This window comes from Bradyrhizobium sp. Ai1a-2, assembly GCF_000426245.1.
In the GTDB taxonomy this organism is placed as follows: Bacteria; Pseudomonadota; Alphaproteobacteria; order Rhizobiales; family Xanthobacteraceae; genus Bradyrhizobium.
The window spans coordinates 120553-141561 of record NZ_AUEZ01000009.1 but is presented as its reverse complement, the minus strand read 5'-3'; the positions used below and the strand labels follow the sequence as shown (position 1 = coordinate 141561).

General features: G+C 64.5%; 18 protein-coding genes. 8 read left to right on the top strand and 10 right to left on the bottom strand.

What is annotated here, in order from left to right; translation table 11 throughout:
- The first annotated feature begins 62 nt into the window (after positions 1-62).
- Positions 63-1682 (top strand): oleate hydratase, encoded by a 1620-nt coding sequence (locus K288_RS0109415; protein ID WP_027579321.1) that lies wholly within the window; start codon positions 63-65, stop codon positions 1680-1682.
- A gap of 57 nt (positions 1683-1739) precedes the next feature.
- Here the strand turns inward: K288_RS0109415 and K288_RS0109410 are convergent, their stop codons facing one another.
- The 5 genes from K288_RS0109410 to K288_RS0109390 form a co-directional block, all read right to left on the bottom strand.
- A complete protein-coding gene (locus K288_RS0109410; RefSeq protein WP_027579320.1) occupies positions 1740-2660 on the bottom strand; it encodes a metallophosphoesterase in 921 nt (306 codons plus the stop codon).
- Between the two features lie 216 nt (positions 2661-2876).
- Positions 2877-3917: a Holliday junction branch migration DNA helicase RuvB gene (gene ruvB, locus K288_RS0109405; protein ID WP_027579319.1), complete on the bottom strand. Its 1041-nt coding sequence runs from the start codon at positions 3915-3917 to the stop codon at positions 2877-2879.
- Positions 3918-4038: 121 nt separating this feature from the next.
- Positions 4039-4656, bottom strand: coding sequence for a Holliday junction branch migration protein RuvA (ruvA, locus tag K288_RS0109400; protein ID WP_027579318.1), 618 nt, complete (start codon positions 4654-4656; stop codon positions 4039-4041).
- Positions 4653-5180 carry a crossover junction endodeoxyribonuclease RuvC gene (gene ruvC, locus K288_RS0109395; protein WP_027579317.1) on the bottom strand — a complete coding sequence of 176 codons (528 nt, stop codon included), beginning with the start codon at positions 5178-5180 and terminating at the stop codon, positions 4653-4655. The genes ruvA and ruvC overlap by 4 nt, the downstream gene beginning before the upstream one ends.
- A 215-nt stretch (positions 5181-5395) precedes the next feature.
- Complete coding sequence (locus K288_RS0109390) at positions 5396-6142, bottom strand: YebC/PmpR family DNA-binding transcriptional regulator (RefSeq protein WP_027579316.1); 747 nt, start codon at positions 6140-6142, stop codon at positions 5396-5398.
- 202 nt (positions 6143-6344) lie between these two features.
- On the opposite strand from K288_RS0109390, the gene K288_RS0109385 reads away from it, so the two are divergent.
- The 5 genes from K288_RS0109385 (at position 6345) to K288_RS0109365 (ending at position 12854) form a co-directional block, all read left to right on the top strand.
- Complete coding sequence (locus tag K288_RS0109385) at positions 6345-8138, top strand: methyl-accepting chemotaxis protein (protein ID WP_043159533.1); 1794 nt, start codon at positions 6345-6347, stop codon at positions 8136-8138.
- A 266-nt stretch (positions 8139-8404) separates the two neighbouring features.
- Positions 8405-8869 (top strand): (2Fe-2S)-binding protein, encoded by a 465-nt coding sequence (locus tag K288_RS0109380; RefSeq protein WP_027579314.1) that lies wholly within the window; start codon positions 8405-8407, stop codon positions 8867-8869.
- Positions 8870-8879: 10 nt separating this feature from the next.
- The gene (locus K288_RS0109375; RefSeq protein ID WP_027579313.1) at positions 8880-11084 is read left to right on the top strand and encodes a molybdopterin cofactor-binding domain-containing protein; all 2205 of its coding nucleotides are present in this window, start codon (positions 8880-8882) and stop codon (positions 11082-11084) included.
- Positions 11081-12424 carry a cytochrome c gene (locus tag K288_RS0109370; RefSeq protein WP_027579312.1) on the top strand — a complete coding sequence of 448 codons (1344 nt, stop codon included), beginning with the start codon at positions 11081-11083 and terminating at the stop codon, positions 12422-12424. Before K288_RS0109375 ends, K288_RS0109370 begins: the two co-directional genes overlap by 4 nt.
- A 193-nt stretch (positions 12425-12617) precedes the next feature.
- Positions 12618-12854: a hypothetical protein gene (locus K288_RS0109365; protein ID WP_027579311.1), complete on the top strand. Its 237-nt coding sequence runs from the start codon at positions 12618-12620 to the stop codon at positions 12852-12854.
- Here the strand turns inward: K288_RS0109365 and K288_RS0109360 are convergent.
- Together K288_RS0109360 and K288_RS0109355 are read right to left on the bottom strand one after the other, a co-directional pair.
- Positions 12796-14280, bottom strand: coding sequence for a hypothetical protein (locus K288_RS0109360; RefSeq protein ID WP_027579310.1), 1485 nt, complete (start codon positions 14278-14280; stop codon positions 12796-12798). The genes K288_RS0109365 and K288_RS0109360 overlap by 59 nt on opposite strands.
- A 178-nt stretch (positions 14281-14458) precedes the next feature.
- Positions 14459-15109, bottom strand: a complete 651-nt coding sequence (locus K288_RS0109355; protein ID WP_027579309.1) for a LysE family translocator — start codon at positions 15107-15109, stop codon at positions 14459-14461.
- A 280-nt stretch (positions 15110-15389) separates the two neighbouring features.
- Between K288_RS0109355 and K288_RS54655 the strand changes: the two genes are divergently transcribed.
- Together K288_RS54655 and K288_RS45085 are read left to right on the top strand one after the other, a co-directional pair.
- Positions 15390-15935 (top strand): hypothetical protein, encoded by a 546-nt coding sequence (locus K288_RS54655; protein ID WP_244443111.1) that lies wholly within the window; start codon positions 15390-15392, stop codon positions 15933-15935.
- A gap of 146 nt (positions 15936-16081) precedes the next feature.
- A complete protein-coding gene (locus tag K288_RS45085) occupies positions 16082-16831 on the top strand; it encodes a response regulator transcription factor (RefSeq protein WP_043159531.1) in 750 nt (249 codons plus the stop codon).
- 188 nt (positions 16832-17019) lie between these two features.
- On the opposite strand, the gene K288_RS0109340 is transcribed toward K288_RS45085, so the two are convergent.
- The 3 genes from K288_RS0109340 to K288_RS0109330 form a co-directional block, all read right to left on the bottom strand.
- On the bottom strand, positions 17020-18420 hold the full coding sequence (locus K288_RS0109340) for an HlyD family type I secretion periplasmic adaptor subunit (RefSeq protein WP_244443110.1): 1401 nt from the start codon (positions 18418-18420) through the stop codon (positions 17020-17022).
- Between the two features lie 20 nt (positions 18421-18440).
- The gene (locus tag K288_RS45080; protein WP_051334444.1) at positions 18441-20195 is read right to left on the bottom strand and encodes an ATP-binding cassette domain-containing protein; all 1755 of its coding nucleotides are present in this window, start codon (positions 20193-20195) and stop codon (positions 18441-18443) included.
- Between the two features lie 114 nt (positions 20196-20309).
- On the bottom strand, positions 20310-20774 hold the full coding sequence (locus K288_RS0109330) for a hypothetical protein (RefSeq protein ID WP_027579306.1): 465 nt from the start codon (positions 20772-20774) through the stop codon (positions 20310-20312).
- Between the last annotated feature and the right edge of the window lie 235 nt (positions 20775-21009).

Here is a 21009-nt window from a genome sequence, read left to right as displayed (position 1 = left end):
GAACTCCCGGAACCCGTCTCCGGCGGCGCCACCTGTCTCAATCCTGCGAAAGCGAACATATCATGGCAAACACGGATCGATCCGCACAGCGAAGCGAAACCAAGGCCTATCTGGTCGGCGGCGGGATCGCATCGCTGGCGAGCGCCGCCTACCTGATCCGCGACGGCGGCCTGCAGGGGCGCAATATCACGATCTTCGAGGAGACGCCGCTGCTTGGCGGCAGCCTCGACGGCGGCGGGTCGCCGGATCAGGGTTACGTCATTCGCGGCGGCCGAATGTTCACCTATGAGGCCTATACCTGCACGTTCGATCTGTTGTCGTTCATCCCGTCGCTGAGCGATCCCGCCAAGACCGTCAAGCAGGAGATCTACGAATTCAACGAGAAGCACATCCCGCATTCGCATGCCCGGCTGGTGCGCGGCGGCCAGAAGGTCGACGTGTCAAACATGGGATTTTCCAACCAGGACCGCCTCGAGCTGATCGAGATCATGGCGGTGTCGGAAGCGTCCCTCGGCGACAAGCGGATCGAGGATGTGTTCTCGCCGCCGTTCTTCACCACCAATTTCTGGTACATGTGGGTTACGACTTTTGCGTTCCAGCCGTGGCACAGCGCCGTCGAACTGAAGCGCTATCTGCATCGCTTCATTCAGGAGTTTCCCCGCATCCACACGCTCGGAGGCGTTCGCCGCACGCCCTATAACCAGTACGATTCGATCGTGCTGCCGGTGACGAACTGGCTAAAGGCGCAGGGCGCGAACCTGCAGACGGGGACCGTCGTCACCGACCTCGACTTCGTCTATGGACCGAAGGGCAAGGGTGTCGAGCGGCTGCATTGCGTCCGCGACGGCAAACCGGAAATGATCGCGGTCGGCGCCGACGATCTCGTGTTCGTCACCAACGGATCTATGACGACAGCGTCGAGCCTGGGATCGATGACGCGGCCCGCCGCGCTATTGGCCAAGGACGGCAAGACCGACGGCAAGACCGACGGCTCCTGGGCGCTGTGGGAGAAGCTCGCCGCCAAGGATGCCCGATTCGGCCGGCCCTCGGTTTTCAACGGCAAGGTCGACGAGTCGAAATGGCTGTCGTTCACGGTGACGATACGCGATCCGACCTTCTTCGAGCTGATGGAAAAATTCACCGGCAATGTCGCCGGCACCGGCGGCCTTGTCACCTTCACCGATTCGAACTGGCTGATGTCGGTGGTGCTCGCCGCGCAGCCACATTTCATCGGTCAGCCAGACAACATCAAGGTGTTCTGGGGCTACGGGCTGTTCGTCGACCAGATTGGCAACTTCGTGAAGAAAAAGATGTCGGATTGCAGCGGCGAGGAGATCCTGACCGAGCTGCTGGGCCATCTGCGCTTCGAAACGCACAAGGAGCTGATCCTCAAGACCTCGAACTGCATCCCCTGCATGATGCCCTACATCACCAGCCAGTTCATGCCGCGCGTGAAAGGCGACCGGCCGCCGGTCAAGCCGCCAGGCACCACCAATCTCGCCTTCATCGGACAATATTGCGAGATTCCCGATGATGTCGTGTTCACCGTCGAATACTCGGTGCGCTCGGCGCAGACAGCGGTGATTGCGCTGCTCGGCCTCGATAAGAAGGTCTCCCCGCTCTACAAGGCGCAGTACGATCCCGCCGTGCTATTCAGCGCGGCCAAGACGCTGGCTCACTGAGGCTGTGACAGTTATCGGAGCGCAAGCGCGACAGAGCTTGCGTGCGCTTTTCGATCACTAAGCCACCGCCGGCCCGGCCTTGCCGAGCGTCACCAGCACAATCTCCGGGGGAACGCCGATACGGAACGGCATGATGCTGCAGCCGAGGCCGCCGGAGACGATGACGTCGCAATTGGTGCGCAGGTGTCCGTAGGCGAGTTCGACGCCATGCCGCGGCGGCACCGCGGGCGACCAGCCGAGCAGGCGGACCTGGCCGCCATGGGTATGGCCGGACAATTGCAGCGCCACGCGCGAGGGGACGCGCAGCGCAACGTCGGGCTCGTGTGCCAGCAGGATCACCGGCGCATCGTCGGTGACTTTCGCAAGCGTCGCGCCGAGATCGTCGACGCCGATGCGACGCACCGGGCGGAAGCGTCGCGCCGGCATATAGGCGAGCTGATCGCCGAGGCCGGCGAGCCAGAACGGGCGACCCGCCTTGGTCAGGCGCGCGGCGTCGTTCTCGTAGACGGGAATGCCCACCGCTTCCAGTGCACGGTGGGCCACCGTCAGCCCCTGCCCCTCGCGCTGCACGGCCTTGTCTTCCCAATAGTCATGGTTGCCGAGGATCGCGTGCACGCCAAGCGGCGCCTTGAGGTTCGCCAGCACCGCGGCCCACTCGCTCGCCGGAATGAAACGGGTGACATGGCGGTGGCCGGCGACGTAATCGCCGAGCATGACGATGATGTCGGGCTCAAGTGCGTTGGTGCGTGCGACGATCGCCTCGATGCGCTCCAGCGACATCCACGGATCGCAGGCGTGCAGGTCGGCAATCACGGCGATCTTGAGCGGGAGATCCGCCGGCCATCCTGCCGGCGTGAGATGGTAACGCGTGACGCGGAGCCGCAATACCGGCTCGACGCCAAAGCCATAGGCCGAGGTCGACGCAGTGAGGGCGGTCAAACCGCCGAGGGATCTGAAAAATTGACGCCGTGAAAACATGGGGGTGATCGGTGATGCCCCCCGTTGATGGGGTCCGATTGGAGCGAAATTGCGGTGCGTTTGTGCAGATTATCAGGGGTTCTGCCGCACGAGGGTGTGAACGGACCTTTTGCCGTAGCCCGGGTGGAGCGAAGCGCAACCCGGGACTCCTGCGCCAACGTTCACGAGCGGCCCCGGGTTACGCTAGCGCTTCACCCGGGCTACGAGAATCGAAGATCAGTCGTCGTCGCCGAACAGGCCGAATTGCGAGGGATCGCGCGAGGGTTCGGCGAGGCCGAGGTGGCGGAAGGCGTGCGAGGTGAGTAGCCGGCCGCGCGGGGTGCGCTGCAGATAGCCGCACTGGATCAGATAGGGCTCGATGATATCCTCGATCGCATCGCGCGGCTCCGACAGCGCAGCCGCCATCGTCTCGACGCCCACGGGGCCGCCGCCATAGTTCATCGCGATGGTGCTGAGGTAACGGCGGTCCATGGCGTCGAGGCCGGCAGCATCGACCTCGAGCGCGGAGAGCGCGTGATCGGCGATGGCGCGGTCGACCGACGTTGCGTCTGCTGCTGAGGCAAAATCGCGCACCCGGCGCAGCAGGCGCCCGGCGATGCGCGGCGTGCCGCGGGCGCGGCGGGCGATCTCGTTGGCGCCGTCAGGGCTCATGCCGATGTTGAGCACACGGGCGCCGCGGGTGACGATCTTCTCCAGCTCCTCCTCGGTATAGAAGTTGAGCCGGACCGGAATGCCGAAACGGTCGCGGAGCGGATTGGTGAGCAGGCCGGCGCGCGTGGTGGCGCCGACGAGGGTGAATTTCGCCAGGTCGATCTTCACCGAGCGCGCCGCCGGCCCCTCGCCGATGATGAGGTCGAGCTGGAAATCCTCCATCGCGGGATAGAGATGTTCTTCCACCGCCGGGCTCAGGCGATGGATCTCGTCGATGAAGAGGACGTCGCGCTCTTCCAGATTGGTGAGCAGCGCGGCGAGATCGCCGGCTTTGGAAATCACCGGGCCTGACGTGGCGCGGAAGCCGACGCCGAGCTCGCGCGCGACGATCTGCGCCAGCGTGGTCTTGCCGAGCCCGGGCGGGCCGACGAACAGCACGTGATCCAGCGCCTCGCCGCGCTTGCGCGCGGCCTCGATGAAGATCGAGAGATTCTTGCGCGCCTGCGCCTGGCCGACGAATTCGGACAGCGATTGCGGACGCAGCGCCGTGTCGCCGACATCATCGGCGCGGCGCTCGGGCGTGACGATGCGGGAGGGGCCTGTCATCTGACAAACCTAACACGAGACGCGCAGATTGTAGGGCGGGCAAAGCGCAGCGTGCCCACCATGACGAGCGGAGTGTGGATGGTGGGCACGCTGCGCTTTGCCCACCCTACGGTCTGAGCATTCACTTCGCGAGCTCCTTCAGACCGAGACGGATCAGCTGTGCGGTTTCCGCCTTCTCGCCTGCGCTGCGCGAGGCTGCGGCGATGGCGGCGGCGGCCTGTGGCTGGCCGTAGCCGAGATTGACCAATGCCGAGATCGCATCGGCAACCGGACGCGGCGCGCGCTCGTTGTCTATGGCGCCGGCGAGGTGGACCACGGCGGGATCGACATTGGCAAAGGCAGGCGCCTTGTCCTTCAGCTCGCTGACGATGCGCTCGGCGACCTTCGGCCCGACGCCCGGCGTGCGGGCCACCGCTGCCTTGTCACGCAGCGCGATCGCGTTCGCGAGGTCGGTAGGCGGCAGCGTGCCCAGCACGGCGAGCGCGACCTTGGCGCCGACGCCCTGCACGGTCTGCAGCAGGCGAAACCATTCGCGCTCGTTGTCAGTGCGGAAGCCGAACAGCTTGATCTGATCCTCGCGCACATAGGTCTCGATCGAGAGCACCGCGGCCTGGCCCGGCGACGGCAGCGCCTGCAGCGTGCGCGCGGAGCAATGCACCTGATAGCCGACGCCGCCGACATCGAGGATCACATAGTCCTCGCCGTAGGAATCGATGAGGCCTTTCAACTTGCCGATCATAGGCTCGCGACTCTCAGCCGCAGCGCGGTGCTTTGGCGGTGATGGGCGTGCGTGATCGCGACCGCGAGTGCGTCGGCGGCATCGGGCGATTGCGGCTCGGCCTTGGGCAGCAGGATCTTCAGCATCACGGCGATCTGGTTCTTCTCGGCGTGTCCGGCGCCGACCACGGTTTTCTTGACCTGGTTCGGCGCATATTCGGCGACCTCGATGCCGAACATTGCAGGCGCCAGCATGGCGACGCCGCGCGCCTGGCCGAGTTTCAGCGTCGCGACGCCGTCCTTGTTGACAAAGGTCTGCTCGACGGCGGCCTCTGCCGGTGTGAAATCGCCGAGCACGGCGGCCAGCCCCTCATGGATCGCGAGCAGCCGGCTCGCCAATGGCAGCCGTTCCGACGGCTCGATCGAGCCGCAGCCGATGAAAACCAGCCGATTGCCCTCGACCTCGATCACGCCCCAGCCGGTGCGGCGGAGGCCCGGGTCGATGCCGAGGATGCGGGTGGATTTGCGAATCGGCTGGACTGTCATGGGGTAGTGATAGCCGCTGCGTTTCGAGAACGAAACACAAACGGGACGGTCATCCCCTGCCCGCTCGTCGTGTTCTGCCTGTCCCCTTTGCTGTCATACCCCGCGAAGGCGGGGTATCCAGTAAACGGCGCTGGCGATAAGAACTCGCCCTTCGGTGATTACTGGATCGCCCGCCTTCGCGGGCGATGACAGCGGAATATGGCGCAGGATATCCGTCAGCCGCCCATCTTCGCCATCAGGGCGTCGGAGATCTCGAAATTGGCGAAGACGTTCTGCACGTCGTCGTGCTCGTTCAGCACGTCGATCAGCTTCAACAGCTTTTCGCCGGTTTCGTCGTCGACGGCGATGGTATTTTGCGGCTTCCAGGTCAGCGCGGCCTTGCGCGGCTCGCCGAATTTCGCTTCCAGCGCCTTGGCGACCTCGCGGAAGGATTCCTGGGACGCATAGACCTCGTGGCCGCTTTCGCTCGATACGACGTCGTCGGCGCCGGCTTCGATCGCGGCGTCCAGCATGGCGTCGTCGGACGCGGCCTTGTGGTCATATTCGACGATGCCGGTGCGGTCGAACATGAAGGAGACCGAGCCGGTTTCGCCGAGGTTGCCGCCGGCCTTGGTGAAGTAGGAGCGGATGTCGGAGGCGGCGCGGTTGCGGTTGTCGGTGAGCGCCTCGACGATCACGGCGACGCCGCCGGGGCCATAGCCCTCGTAGCGGATCTCGTCATAGTTCTCGCCCTCGTTACCGGCGGCCTTCTTGATGGCGCGCTCGATATTGTCCTTCGGCATGTTTTCCGCCCGCGCGGCAACGATCGCGGCGCGCAGCCGGGGGTTCATCGCGGGGTCGGGGGTGCCGAGCTTGGCCGCGACGGTGATTTCGCGGGCCAGCTTGCCGAACAATTTCGACTTCTGGGCATCCTGCCGGCCCTTGCGGTGCATGATGTTCTTGAATTGGGAATGACCGGCCATGCGAGGTCCCTTGGGAATCGTCTTTCGAAAAAGGGGGTAAGGCGCGGCGTTATAGGCCCCCGACAGGCCAAAATCAAAGACTTGCGGCATGATCTGGCATACCGGGAGTGCCGCCTGCCGGAAAATCAGGCAGCCGTTAACCACGATTTCACCCACGTATGGGAGAGTCGAACGGTCCATTTCAACTTGCAAGAGAATCCCTATGGCGGCGTTCGGTTTGTTCCGCAAGCGAGTGCCGGAGCCGGCGGCGGCGGTCGAGCCGAAGGTTCCGGCGGCGACAGCGCCAGCGCCGGCGCCGACCGATAATCCCTCCCAGGATACCGGCTCGGCGCAGGAGACGGCCCAGGAAACGGCACAAGAAATCCTGGAACTGCTGGAGCTCGAGCTCGGCGGCATGATCCGGCAGCTCGAGCGCGCCGCCCAATCGGTGGCCGGCGGCGCCCAGGCGACCGCGACGACGCTTGCCACGATCCGCGAGCGCACGGATGCGCTGACCGGCCGCACCAATGCGGCGCAGACCACGGCCGAGACCTTCTCACAGGCCGCCGACAAGTTCACCGATTCGGCGCAAGGGATCGGCGCGCAGGTGCGCGACGCTGGCCGGCTCGCCGACGAAGCGGGTGCTGCGGCACGCGAGGCCCGCGCGAACGTCGATCGGCTGCGCGAATCCTCAGCCGCAATCGGCAACGTCGTCAACCTGATCGCACAGATCGCGCGGCAGACCACCCTGCTCGCCCTCAACTCGACCATAGAGGCCGCACGTGCCGGCGCCGCCGGCAAGGGCTTCGCGGTGGTTGCGACCGAAGTGAAGGCGCTGGCGGTGCAGACCCAGGGCGCGACCGAAGAGATCACCAGGAAGATCGAGGCGCTGCAGAAGGATGCCGCGGGCTCGGCGGACGCCGTGCACCGCATCGCGCAGACGATCGAGGCGATCCGCCCGGTGTTCGAGCATGTCAGCGGCGCCGTGGCCGAGCAGCACAAGACCACCGGCGAGATCGCGCAGAATGCCGCCTCCGCCTCGAGCTTCATCGTCGCGGTGGGCGACAGCGCCGCCGAGATCGATCATGCCACCAGGGAAGCCGAAACGCATGGCAAGGACGTCGCCCAGGCAGGCCGGGCGGTGACCGGCTTTGCGCAAAAACTGAAATCGCGCTGCGCGGTGCTGCTGCGGCAGGGCGACCGCGAGGACCCGCGCAAGGGCGAGCGACTGCCCTGCAACCTCAAGCTTGAATTGCAAGCGCGCGGCAGCGTCATCACCGCGCCGGTCTATGAGATATCCATGGACGGCATCCTGATCTCTGGACCCGAGGCCGAACGGCTGCAACTGCACCAGAGCCTTGCCGCCACGCTGGAGGATGTCGGCACGGTCAAGATCCGGATCACGGACAAGACCAAGGCTGGCGCGCAGGCGCGCTTCGAGGCGCCGGCGGCGAAGCTGCGCGAAAAGATCGAAGACAAATTGTGGGCAATCCGCGACGAGAACACCGAGTTCGTCATGCGCGCGATGGAAGCCGGCGTGGCCCTGACCAGGATCTTCGAGAACGGCATCGCGAGCGGCGCCATCACGATCGAGGACATGTTCGATACCGACTATGTCGAGATATCCGGCACCAATCCGGTGCAGTATCGCACGAAGATCCTTGATTGGGCTGACCGCGCGCTGCCGCCGTTCCAGGAGGCTTTCCTCGCCAAGGATCCGCGGATGGCCTTCTGCGCCATGATCGACCGCAACGGCTATCTGCCGGTGCACAACAAGATCTACTCGCACCCGCAGCGGCCGGGCGATGTCGCCTTCAACACCGCAAACAGCCGCAACCGCCGCATCTTCAACGACGCGGCCGGGCTCGCCGCCGGGCGCAACCAGCGCGCCTATCTGATCCAGAGCTACGCCCGCGACATGGGCAACGGCAGCATGGTGATGATGCGCGAGATCGACGTGCCGGTCCGCGTGCGCGGCCGGCACTGGGGCGGCTTCCGCACGGCCTACAAGCTCTGACGCCTGTTTTCTAGCCAGTTGCTGGCGCAACTTGTGCACCCCACGTCGTCTTTTCAAAACGCACGGTTCTTTCGTGCGACCGTCATCGATTTCCGGCACCATACTCTAGAATGTGAGACACGACGATGTGATGATGTCCGTCATCTCATGTTGCGGTCAGCACGAACTGGCATTGCGAAACACATCTTCGCTTCCTAGCTCGTCGCGACGCAATACGATTTCGTTGATGCGTCCGCTGCCCGCGGCGTTGAATTTGGGGAATGCTTATGGCGACGACACTCACCATCAATGGCGAACAGAAATCCTTCGATGCGCCACCCGAAATGCCGCTGCTCTGGGTGCTGCGCGATATCCTGGGCATGACCGGCACCAAGTTCGGCTGCGGCATCGCACAGTGTGGCGCCTGCACGGTGCATATCGACGGCAAGGCGGTGCGCTCCTGCGTGCTGCCGGTGAGCGCGGTGCGCGACCGCGCGGTGACTACGATCGAGGCGGTCGGCAATTCGCCTGCCGGGGCGAAGGTGCAGAAGGCCTGGCTCGATCTCGAAGTGATCCAATGCGGCTATTGCCAGTCGGGCCAGATCATGGCGGCTGCAGCGCTGCTTGCCGCGACGCCGAACCCCGACGATTCCGATATCGATGCGGCGATGGCCGGCAACATCTGCCGCTGCGGCACCTATGTGCGGATCCGCGAGGCCATCAAGCAGGCCGCCTCCGGACGCCAGTCGTAGGGGACGCATCATGCTGACAACAGAAAAACTCCGCCAGGAAAACAGCGCGGACGGCGTCTCGCGGCGTGCGCTCCTCACCGGTGGACTCGCCACCGGCTTCCTGCTCGCCTTCCATCTGCCGCTGCGCGCGGCGAGCTATGCCGTGAACGAGCCGGTGCAGCCGGCCGACGTGACCGCGGGCAAGTTCGCACCGAACGCCTTCATCCGCATCGACGAGACCGGCAACACCACGCTGATCATGCCGCAGGTCGAAATGGGCCAGGGCACCTACACCTCGATTTCGATGATCCTCGCCGAGGAGCTCGATGCCGACTGGACCAAGGTCGCGCTGCTGCACGCGCCGCCGAACGACAAGCTCTACGGCAACCCCACCTTCGGCCTGCAGGTGACCGGCAACTCCAACTCGATCCGCGCGTGGTGGAAGCCGCTGCGCACCGCCGGCGCCAGCGCCCGCGCCATGCTGGTGCAGGCCGCGGCCGCCGAATGGCAGGTCGATCCCGCAAGCTGCACGACGTCCAGGGGCGAGGTCACGCATGCCGCCAGCGGCCGCAAGCTCGGCTATGGCGCGCTGGCGCTCGCCGCGCAGGGCCAGACGCCGCCCAAGGATGTCCCGCTCAAGGACCCCAAGGACTTCGTCTATATCGGCCAACCGCTGAAGCGCCTGGATACGCCGGAGAAGGTCAACGGCAAGGCAGTCTACGGCATCGATGCGCTGCTGCCCGACATGAAGTTCGCAACCGTCGCGGCCTGTCCCGTGTTCGGCGGCAAAGTCGCCAAGGTCGACGATACCGCCGCGCAGAAGGTGCCCGGCGTGCGCAAGATCGTGGTGCTCGACGATACGGTCGCCGTGATCGGCGATCACATGTGGGCGGCGAAGAAGGGCCTCGCAGCGCTCAAGATCGAGTGGGACGAAGGGCCGAATGCCAGGATCGGCTCGAAGGAAATCTGGCAACATCTGCGCGCCGCCAGCGAGAAGGATGGCGCGGTCGCCAAATCTGTCGGCGACATCGCCAAGGGGCTTGCGACCGGCGACAAGTTCGAAGCCAGCTTCGAGATGCCGTTCCTGGCGCACGCCTCGATGGAGCCGATCAACGCCACCATCCACGTCAAACCGGATAGTTGCGAGGTCTGGACCGGCACGCAGATCGCGAGCCGGGTACAGTCGGAAGCGGCCAAGGCCGCCGGCCTTCCGGTCGAGAAGGTGATCGTCAATAACCACCTGCTCGGCGGCGGCTTCGGCCGCAAGCTGGAGCCGGACATGGTCGTTGCAGCGGTGAAGATCGCCAAGCAGGTCGACTATCCCGTGAAAGTAGTGTGGACCCGCGAGGAGGACATCCAACACGACGTCTATCGCCCTGTTTATCGCGACACCGTCACCGCGACGCTGGTCGACGGCAAGGTGGCGGCGTGGAAATACAAGGTCGCGGGTTCGGCGGTGCTGGCGCGCTGGCTGCCGCCGGCATTCCAGAAGGGCATCGACATCGACGCGGTCGATGCCGCAGTCGATGCGCCCTACGACATCCCGAACTTCCATGTCGAATATGTCCGTGCCGAGCCGCCGGCGGTGCCGACCGGCTTCTGGCGGGGCGTCGGCCCGAACAACAACGTGTTCGCGGTCGAATGCGCGATGGACGAACTGGCGCGCAAGGCCGGCAAGGACCCGGTGGAATTCCGCCGCGCTATGCTGGCGAACAAGCCGCGTGCACTGGCGGTGCTCAACACCGCCGCGGAGAAGGCCAATTGGGGCCAACCGCTGCCGCCGCGTGTCGGGCGCGGCGTCTGCCTGCAGCCGTCGTTCGAGACCTTCATCGCGACCGTGGTGGAGGCCGAGATCGACGAACTGGGCGAAGTGGCGGTGCGCCGTGTCGTCTCCGTGGTCGACACTGGGATCGCCGTCAATCCTGATACCGTGAAGGCGCAGATCGAGGGCGGATTGATCTTCGGGCTGACGGCGGCGCTCTACGGTGAGATCACCATCGACAAGGGCCGCGTGCAGCAGTCGAACTTCCATGACTACCGGATGCTGCGCATCGACCAGACGCCGAAGATCGAGGTGCACGTGGTCAAGAGTGGCGAGCCGCCCGGCGGCATCGGCGAGGCAGGCGTCAATGCCGGACCGCCGGCGCTGCGCAACGCGATTCTTGCCGCAACCGGCGTGGCGCTGCGGCGGATGCCGATCGATCGCTCGCTGATCGCCATGGGGAAGAAGGCATGAGACCGGCAATGCGTATCCTGTTGAGCCTTGCCGTGATCGTCATTGCGGCAGTTGGGATCGGCGTCTGGATCGTTCGTGGTCCCGGCCCGCTTGATTTCTCCGGCGGCAGCAAGGTGGCCGTCGCCGACTACCGTGCCGGCAAACCGACCGGTGTGCCGGCGGCGCTGGAGAAAGCGAGCCTGGTCGAGCGCGGTGAATATCTGGCGAAGGCGGCGGACTGCATGGTCTGCCATACCAAACCAGGTGAGAAGGAATTTGCCGGAGGATTGGCGTTCAAGCTGCCGTTCGGCACGCTCTATTCGACCAACATCACCCCCGACAAGGAAACCGGCATCGGCAATTACAGCGACCAGGATTTCCTGAACGCGGTCCAGCGCGGCAAGCGCCATGACGGGGCAATGCTCTATCCGGCGATGCCCTATCCGTCCTACACCTACATGACGGACGAGGACGTGCTGGCGGTGAAGGCCTATCTGTTCAGCCTGCCGCCAGTGCGCGCGCCGGCGCCGGAGAACACGCTGGCGTTCCCGTTCAACCAGCGCTGGGCGATGCTGTTCTGGTCGGCGGTGTTCAACCCGGACACGCGCTTTGCGCCTGATACCTCGAAGAGTCCCGAATGGAATCGGGGCGCCTACCTCGCCGAAGCGCTCGCCCATTGCGGCGAGTGCCACACGCCGCGCAATCTCGGCTTCGCGCTCGACAACCGCAAGAAGTTCGCGGGCGCCGTGACCGCGGGCTGGCGCGCCTTCAATATCTCTTCCGACAAGGCCACTGGTCTCGGCAATTGGAGCGATGACGCGCTCGTCTCCTACCTCGCGACCGGCCACGCACTCGGCCACGGCTCCGCTTCCGGGCCGATGGGCGAAGCGGTCGACCAAAGCCTGAGCCAGCTCGCGCCGGAGGACATCCGCGCCCTCGCAGTCTACCTGCGCAGCGTGCCACCGCAGCCCTCGCCCGATCTGCCGGCGACCACGGCACCCGCCGCGCCCGCCTCGCACAAGGACGGCGTAACGCCGGATGCCCGCGGCAAGATGGTGTTCGAAGGCGCCTGCGTAAGCTGCCACGGCTGGAGCGGCGAGAGCCTGGTGTCGCCGATGGCGACGCTGACCGGTGCATGGTCTGTAAACGACCCCGCCGCGACCAACGTCGCGCAGATCGTCATATCCGGCACCAAGCGCTATACGCCGGACGGCGCGCTCTCGATGCCGGCATTCGGCAACGCCTATTCGGATGACGAGATCGCGGCGGTCGCCAACTACGTCACCGCGCGCTTCGGCGCCAAGGGCTCGAAGCTCACGGCAAAGGACGTGGCGGAGCTGCGGCAGCAGACGGCGCAGTAAGCCCCGTGCCGTAGCGTGCAGTAGCCCGGGTGAAGCGCCAGCGTAGCCCGGGACCGCTGCTCGACGTTGACGGAGATGCCCCGGGCGGCGCTTCGCTCCACCCGGGCTACGAGCGCTACCCATGTCGTCGTTCGTTCATGCAGGGCCGGTAACAATTCGGATGCCGACCCGATATTCAATTATGGAGATTGACATGAGCGACGACGCGCATCCCGAGCTCGACATTTTGCAGGCCAATTACAAGAACGCGGTGGAGACCTGGATCGCCGCCATCCGCAAGGAGGAAGCGCTCGCTTCGGTCAATCATTCAGTGGCGGAAGTCGACCAATGGGAGCAGGCCCATATGGACGAAGACGCGATGCGCAGCCAGGTCAAGGCGGCCAAGGCCGAATACGAGAAGGCGCTGCGCCGGGAATTTTTCGGCTTTTAGAAGCCGCGCGATCGGCCTTTATCGTCTCAGCCAGTTCGACGGCGAACAGGGACAGCATGAGGCCCACCATCGGCACTCCGGGAATCAGGTAACGCGAGACATCGAGGGTGTGGGCGCCGGCGGCGGCTGCGATCGAGGCTGCCCACATCACGACCACGATGCCTCCGCGGGTGACGAAAGCTCGGCGCCGACGCCGCACAGCGGCCACCGTCCAGAATATGACGGCGACAACGAAGGCGGCGGATAGGGCCCTGAACAGATAGGCTGACACCGCCGGGAAATCGGACATCAGGCCGATCCGAACTGGTCCGCCTTGCAGATCGATCGGCTGAGCCGCCCGGCCGTGCCGCGTCATGATCTCAGACACGTGCGGCACGTCGTCGTTGGACACCGGTATGACGGGTTCGAGTCCATAGGGCGGCCATGCCAGCAAGAGGCCATAGCCCATCTGCCGGACGACTTTTCCTGCGTAGGCCAGCGGCCGATCGCGCACGGCAGCCAGGAAGACGCGCCAATAGGCGGCAGCCGCACTGTTGGCATTTCCGGTCTTGTCGGCGAGATCGCGATCCAGTTCGCTGTCGAACAGGCACGCATCGCCGAAGAACCCGAGCACGGGCCAGCGGCCCGGCTCCGCGGCGAAGTCGGCGGCAAGCCGCGCCATCGCGGCATCAGCGCGATCACCCGCCGCCGATACGATCTCGGCTCGCGCCGCGTCGCTTGCAAGCACGATGTTCAGGTGATTGCAGAACAATGTCTTGGGGACGAACACAGCCGAGGCCTGGTCGGAGCTGGAAGCTCCGAAACGGGAGCCGGCAGCGAAGAGCACCAGCGCCGTCGCGACGGCTGCGGCCATCACGGCAAGGCGAACGGGCGTCTTCGGCTGGACGAGGCAGGCGCCCACCAGGATGGCCGCGAACGGGACGAGCAGCCCCTGCGACCTCAAGCACGCCGCGGCCACCGCGCACAGGATGGAGGCAACGACCGCGCAGCATCGCGCCGCCCCGTCGACGCAGATGGCAATGAGCAATCCTGCCGCTGCCAGATTGAGGAAGACCGCAAACAGAAGGTCCGCGGTGAGGACGTTCCTGAACAGCAACAGGCCCGGATACATCGCGACGAGGATGATCGGCACGAGCGCGGCAGCGCGGCGCGTCGCCGCCTGCGCGGCTATCGCAAGCGCCAGCATCAGAACGACCCAGGCCGCCTGCTGCAGGCGCACCACCGTTCCGAGATCGCCTCCGAACGCAAACGTCACGGCCAGGAACGCCGGGTAACCCGGATCGCGCCCACCCGCCACGGTCGGCTGCCCTGCCTCGAGCGTGCGAAGCGCGGATTCCACGAAGGGCGGCGTGTCGCCCCAGATGACCGGGACCGCCGGCCTGAACGACACGAGTATTGCCAGGAGCAGCGCGGCCCACGCCAGCACGGCCCATGGCCACGGCGGCCTGACTCCGCCCAGGGAGATGGCTCCGCCCCTCGTCCTCGTACGTGTTGGAGCTTCGCGGTCGGACCGCACGATCACCGTCCACGGGATGAAGTCCCGCCCCGGCTTCAGGCTAGACCAGGACGCGCCACAAGACCATCGAGCGGTGGCGGTTCGTCAATCAGTTCGTCGGACGCTTCGCCAGAACGAGCCCGATGCCTAGCGCGATCATCGCCGCTCCCGACGCCTCTCGCAGGCGGCGGATCAACGCAGGACGTGCTGCCGCTCCTTCGCGGATGCGGCTCGCCGCAAAGGCGACCACGACATCGGCGAGGGTGTTGAGCGCGACCGACACGAAGCCAAGCACCACGAATTGCAAAGCGACGTGCCCTGCGGCCGGGTCTACGAACTGCGGAACGAAGGCCAGGAAGAAGGCCGCGGTCTTCGGGTTCAGCGCCTCGACCAGCATTCCTTCACGAAATGCCCGCCACGGCCCGATCGGTGGTGCCGCCAATCCACCATTTAAACTCGCCGACGCGTCCCAGCGAGCGGATTGGAAAGTGCGAAGGCCGATCCAGATCAGATAGGCGGCGCCGATCAGCTTCAGTGCTGTGAATAGTTCCGCGCTTGCGAGCACGATGGCGGAAGCGCCCAGGCTGCCCGCGAGGACGTGGGCCATGCCGCCCAATCCGGTGCCAAAGCTGGAGGCCACGCCTTCCGCACGACCGCCAGCGAGCGTGCGTGCAGCGACGTAGAAGATGCCCGGACCGGGCGTGACGGCGAGCACCAAAGCGGCGGCGAAGAAGAGCGCGAGTTGAGTCAGGTCTGGCATGACGATGAGCTTTACAGCATCACGGGCCCAGAGCGCAGATCCTGATCAAACGTCCCACGGATTTTGCGGACCACATCATGCGCTTTGTGCCTGCTCGCGCCGCGTTAACCATGGAGGCGCGCGACCGAACAACGGTTCCAAGCTTAATGCGCGCTTAACGCTTTTGCGAGACACATAGAGGATCAGCGCAAAATCAAGTCGCAAGAAGTGCGAGTGGAAGTCTGCCCGCCCCGAGGAGAGGGATTGCATGGGACTGCTTCTCATTGGCTTGGTGGCAGGAATGCTGATCGGCTATGGCATGCCTGTGTCTACGCAGGCGAGCTTGCAGATGTGCGGGTCGAAAATCTGCTTCGATGGCAGCGCGCCACCTCCGACGGAGCCGAAGGCGATCGCGCCCGCGCCCGCGCCCAATCCCGCGGCGAAGACAGCGAAGGCTGCAACGGCGGCGAAGCCCGAGAAGCGATCACCGCCCCGTCGGGACACACGGCTCGCGCGTGCCAAAAACCCCGCGCCGAAGGCGATGGCGGACCGCCCCGCTGCTGCTGAAACATCCGATGCCGTCCTGAGCAAAGCGAAGATGTCGGTGGCTGCAAAAATGGAAGATCCGGCGTCGGCCGAGTTCACCGACGCGAAGCGGGCAATCAGGAAGAATACGCTGGGGCGGTCGGTGGACACGATCTGTGGTCATGTCAGGGGAAAAAAGGCGTCGGGCCAGGACACCGGGGAGAAGCCGTTTCTGTATCTCGTGAAGGAGGATGACGTCTACGTCGTCGACGGCAAAGCGGACTCAGCCGCGGCGATCGCATATCGGAATATTTGCAACTGAGGCGTGACACCGGGAAAGCGGACCCCGGTGACCAACGTGCGCGCTCGATCGGCAAGAGGCTCGCGCCTTGAGCCGGTTGCGCGACGCTAATTCATTGAGATGGAAATGATTGGGGTAGGTCAGCAATTCCTTCTATTGAGGATATTATGGACGACCTTGTCTCTGCTGCGGAGCGGCTCAACGGATCGTTGCCGTTGCCGGTCCTGCTCATCATCGATCCGCTCACGCTGGCGCGGACCTGCATTCTGCACATTCTCCGGCAGGAGCTGATCGGATTCGAAATCGTCGAAATGGCCACGACCGACACTCTCGGCTGCGCGACGGGACGAGACGTTCGGCTGGCAGCGCTCAGCATCGGGGACAAGTCGGTGGCCGATCCCTCGGTCGCCGGCGATCTCGCCCTGCTCGCCGATTGCTGCCCCAACGCCTCGATCGCCCTGTTCTGCAACCGGGATGATGAAGCCACCGCGCTTGCGGCCCTGCATCGGGGAGTTCGCGGCTTTTTTCCGACCTCGATCCCGGTCGAGCTCGCTGTCGCCGGCCTGCGTCTTGTTCTCGCCGGCGGCGTCTACAGGCCGCTTTCAATTGAGGGAAAGAATGAGTCTTCGGGCTGCGAGCCGGTCTATCCTCGCCCGTTGGCGCCGATATATCTGGCAAACAAGGACCAGATCGAATTCACGCCGCGCGAGCAACACGTGCTTGCGGAATTGGAGCTCGGCCTGCCCAACAAGCTGATTGCCGCCAAACTGAAGCTTTCGGAAAACACGGTGAAGATGCACATTCACCACATCATGCGGAAATGTGCCGCTCGCAATCGCACCGAGGCTGTGCTGCGCTGGCGCGCAAGATCGACCGGTCACCGCGCACCGGAGCCCGGTGCCTTCTCGGCATCCTGACTTGGCTGGTTCACTAGCGCATTTTCGGTTCTGATTGAATCAGAACCGAAGCTCTAGCTCTTGTTTTGACGCGTTTTCTTCACGCGAACCGGCGTCCACTTCGCTCGAAAACGCTATAACTTCTCCCGCTTGCGGGAGAGGGAGCGCAGCATCCATCGCGGATGCGATCCGGCATGATCTCATCATGCTCAATCTTCACTGAAGGCGGTGTGGAAGCTGTCGAGCAGGGGCCGCAAAGCGTAGATCGCCACGGTGCCGCGCCCGGTTGTGATGAACACCTGGGCCGGCATTCCGGGAATGATCTTCAAGCCATTCTCGACGATCTTGGAATCCTGGACGCGGATTTTCGTCGCGTAATACGGTTGGTCGGTGCGCTTGTCGAGCAGGCGGTCGGCCGATACGTGCATCACCGTTCCCTTCAGACGCGGGACACGACGCTGATTGTACGGCAAGAGATGCACATCGGCGTTCAGCCCTGGATGAACAACGTCGATGTCCTCCGGCTTGAGGCGTGCGATCACGACAAGCCTGTCCTGCCGGGGCACCAGATCCATCAAGGGAGCGCCGGCCCCGATGACGCCGCCCGGCGTGTGAATCCGCAGGTCGGTGATCACCCCGTCCTCCGGCGCCTTGACCTCCGTCCGGGACAACTGGTCCTGCGCCGCCAGCAATTTTTCGCGCAGCTGAAAGCCCTGGTTCTGCGCCTCGCGCAATGACTGTGCGATCTCGTTCTGCCGGTCGCTTTCCAGCTTCAGGAGTGTCGCCTGCGATTCGCTGATCACCTGCTTGGCGCGCGAAATATGCGCGATGATCTCGCCGCGCCGTCCCTCGATATCAGCCAGCTCCCGTTCGAGGTTCAACAGGCGCGGACGGCGCTCCAGCCCCTTGTTGACCAGGATCGTCACCATGTCCAGCTCTTCGCGCACGATCGCGGCCCGCTGCGCCACCGCGTCCTCCTGCGACTTGAGGCCCTCGATCTCCTTTGCGACCTGAAGTCTTTTCTCCCTGAGGATGGTGGCCTGGGACTGGAACACCTGCCGGCGGGTTTCAAAGATGTTTTGCTGTGCCACCAGCACGGAATCGACCGAACCACTCGTGGTTCGGATCCTGTCGAGCCAGGCCGGAAACGAGATCAGTTCCTGGCCCTGCTGCTCGGCAAGTAACCTTGCCTCACGCGCGGCCGCATCCCACAACTGCCCCTGCAGGCTTTGCACTTCGGCGCGGGGCCTGGTGTCGTCGAGCGCGATCAGCGTCTGTCCCGCCGTCACAAGATCGCCGTCGGCGACCAGAATTTTCCTGACGATGCCGCCCTCGAGGTGCTGGATCGTCTTCCGGCTCGATTCCGATTCGACCACGCCGGACGCGATCGCGGCGCTTTCAAGCGGAGCAAAGGCCGACCAGATTCCGAGACCCAGCACAAAACCTACGACCAGGAGATTGCCTGCCAGGGTGACGCGGCGGAGCCTGAGACGCGGCGAGGCCTGCGTCGGTGCCGGACACCACGGAAACTGCCGTTGCTCGAACTCGTCAATCGCGGTGATCACGACCCGGCTCTCGCGCCTCGGCAGGATGGCGGGCGGTAACCGCACGAGGGCTCGTAGGTTTGCGATCACGGGACAGCCGTCTCCTGCGTAACCACTTGGGAAGCCACTTGCGGCCGGCTCAAATGCCGCTCGAAGATCTCCTCGCTGTCACCGAACGCCGTGACCGCGCCGTCCTGCATGATGGCGATCTTGTCCGTCGCCGCCAGGATGCCCATGCGGTGCGTGACGATGACCACCGTGGCGCTGGCGATCTTCAGTTGTTCGATGGCATCCAGCAGCACGCGCTCGCCGGTGTAGTCGAGGCTGGCATTCGGCTCGTCCAGCACGACCAGCCGCGGCTCGCCGAAAAATGCCCGCGCCAGCCCGAGGCGCTGGCGAAATCCGCGCGAGAATACACCCCCGCCATTGGTGACGACCGTATCGTATCCCAGCGGCAGCCGCAGGATGCTCTCATGGATCCCGGCGAGCTTTGCGGCATGCATGACCTTGGGCAGATCAGCGTCGTCCAGCCGCGCGATGATGTCCTTGATCGTCTCTCCGACGAGATCGATGTCCTGTGGCAAGTAGCCGAGGTAACGGCCCTGCCGCCCTCCGCGCAGGACCGAGATGTCGGTCTCGCCGAGGAGAACGCGCCCCTGCCCCGGCAACAGGATCCCGGCAATGATGCCGGCCAATGTGGACTTGCCGGAGCCCGATGGACCGATGATGCCGAGGCATTCTCCCGGCGCGAGACGGAACGAGACGGTCTTGACCGGAAACCACGCGCCCTCCGAAACCTTTGCGCCGATATTGTCGACGACGAGATCGCCCGTCGGCTGTTCCGAAGGACTGTCCGCGTTCTCGGATGCAGATGGAACAGCAGCGAGGATGGCGGTCAGCCGCTGGTAGGCATCCAGGGCTCTTCGCAGTGCTTTCCAGCTTGCAACGGCGCCTTCGACCGGCGCCAGCGCACGGCTGAACATCAGCATCGTGACAAAGATGATCGCCGCGCTCTTGCCGTGATCGAGGACCAGCCACGCGGCCGCGCCCATGATGAGAACCTGCGCCAGCGAACGCGTCGGCTTCGCGATCAGCATGATGATCTCATTCCGCCGCTGTGCCAGCTCGTATTCGCTTTGCGCGTTGCGCGCATCGAGATAGACGCGGCGCGCCATGTCATCGAGCATTCCCATGCTGCGGATCAAGTGAACGTGGCCTGCGACCGTCGCAAGACGGCCGTAGCTTCTGGAGAGGGCAATCGCGGATTTCGCCAGCGCCTCCTCGGTCAATAGATCGCCGGCAACCGTAAGGCCGAACAGAAACAACACGGCGCACGCGCCAATGCCTCCAAGCAGGGGATGCACGAAAAACAGCACGGCGAGGAATGGCGGGATCCAGAGCGCATCGAGCAGCGTCAGGGACGCGCCGGATTCGACGAACTGGCGCGCTGCCGTGAGATCGCGATAGGCATCCGAAGCGCGCGCGGAATCGTTGCGGAAGGCATGGTCGAGGCAGGCGGACAGCACGGTGGGACGAAGCCGGTCTTCCAGCCATGCACCCAGGCGCGCCAATACGGACCGGCGCAGCGCGTCAAGCACCCCGCCCACCACGACCGTGAGCGCGACGATCAAAGTGAGCATCAGGAGCGTTTCGTTGCTGCGGCTCGGCAGCACGCGATCATAGATCTGGAGCAGATAGATCGAGGGGGCGAACAGCAGCAGATTGTAGCTGCAGCTATAGGCGAACACCATCCCGAGCGAGCCTGCGCAGGTCCGCAGCGCCGCCTGCAGCGGCGTCCAGGGAGTCTGCAGCAGAGTTAACCGGAGCTGCGGCACCAGCATGATCGTCACCGCCCGAGCTTCTCGGCTTGACCTATTTTGCGCGGATTGCTTCGCGGGAAAATCGGAGACCGGCGGCACGAACCGCCGGCCTCAGTCGCCTTAATGAGGCGCCGATCAGAACGTATCAATATGGACGTCAACGTCTCCGCCCATGCCGAGATTATCACTCCCGCCATCGCCGCCGATGCCCGCCGCGACTTCCTGGTGCATGTCTGCCTTCAGGTAGTTCGACTGATGCGCCGTCGTGTTGGCGTACACCTTGGAGGTGTCGTAACCGCTGGACGAGCTCTGATCGCCGTTCGACTTGGCGTCGCCGCCTTCAGCCTTCGAGTGCTTCCACGCCTTGGCGTCGCCGCCGTCGGCATCCCAGGATGCCTTTTGACTGACGTAGTCGCCGGTCTTGACGTGTACGTCAGAGCCTTCAGCCTTGTTCGATGGATCGAACTTGATGGATGGTGAATTGCTGACACTTCCCTTGAAATAGCCGTCGCCGCCGTTTCCGACGCTCTGGCCACCCGTGTCGATTGATTTGAAATCGATCGAATCGGAAACCTTGAGAAATCCCTTGCCTTTCGACATTTGAGCCTCCGTGCTGAGTTTGCCGTCGCGCGACATCCGTCCCGGTTCTGGAGGCGGACGTGCCGAGCGAATCTGATCCCCGCCAACGCGCGCGCGATAGATGCCAAATAGGATGTCATGCGGTTCGACAGGCCTACGCCCGAAAGGATTACATGCCCTATCGAAATTCGGCGAGGGTCGGTTCTGACGAAATCAGAATCGAAGCTTTCGATTTTTGTACTGACGCGTTTCTGCG

Coding starts and splice junctions, on each gene's coding strand:
- K288_RS0109415 (WP_027579321.1), top strand. CDS start 63: ATGGCAAACACGGATCGATCCGCACAGCGAAGCGAAACCAAGGCCTAT.
- K288_RS0109410 (WP_027579320.1), bottom strand. CDS start 2,660: ATGTTTTCACGGCGTCAATTTTTCAGATCCCTCGGCGGTTTGACCGCC.
- ruvB (WP_027579319.1), bottom strand. CDS start 3,917: ATGACAGGCCCCTCCCGCATCGTCACGCCCGAGCGCCGCGCCGATGAT.
- ruvA (WP_027579318.1), bottom strand. CDS start 4,656: ATGATCGGCAAGTTGAAAGGCCTCATCGATTCCTACGGCGAGGACTAT.
- ruvC (WP_027579317.1), bottom strand. CDS start 5,180: ATGACAGTCCAGCCGATTCGCAAATCCACCCGCATCCTCGGCATCGAC.
- K288_RS0109390 (WP_027579316.1), bottom strand. CDS start 6,142: ATGGCCGGTCATTCCCAATTCAAGAACATCATGCACCGCAAGGGCCGG.
- K288_RS0109385 (WP_043159533.1), top strand. CDS start 6,345: ATGGCGGCGTTCGGTTTGTTCCGCAAGCGAGTGCCGGAGCCGGCGGCG.
- K288_RS0109380 (WP_027579314.1), top strand. CDS start 8,405: ATGGCGACGACACTCACCATCAATGGCGAACAGAAATCCTTCGATGCG.
- K288_RS0109375 (WP_027579313.1), top strand. CDS start 8,880: ATGCTGACAACAGAAAAACTCCGCCAGGAAAACAGCGCGGACGGCGTC.
- K288_RS0109370 (WP_027579312.1), top strand. CDS start 11,081: ATGAGACCGGCAATGCGTATCCTGTTGAGCCTTGCCGTGATCGTCATT.
- K288_RS0109365 (WP_027579311.1), top strand. CDS start 12,618: ATGAGCGACGACGCGCATCCCGAGCTCGACATTTTGCAGGCCAATTAC.
- K288_RS0109355 (WP_027579309.1), bottom strand. CDS start 15,109: ATGCCAGACCTGACTCAACTCGCGCTCTTCTTCGCCGCCGCTTTGGTG.
- K288_RS54655 (WP_244443111.1), top strand. CDS start 15,390: ATGCTGATCGGCTATGGCATGCCTGTGTCTACGCAGGCGAGCTTGCAG.
- K288_RS45085 (WP_043159531.1), top strand. CDS start 16,082: ATGGACGACCTTGTCTCTGCTGCGGAGCGGCTCAACGGATCGTTGCCG.
- K288_RS45080 (WP_051334444.1), bottom strand. CDS start 20,195: ATGCTGGTGCCGCAGCTCCGGTTAACTCTGCTGCAGACTCCCTGGACG.
- K288_RS0109330 (WP_027579306.1), bottom strand. CDS start 20,774: ATGTCGAAAGGCAAGGGATTTCTCAAGGTTTCCGATTCGATCGATTTC.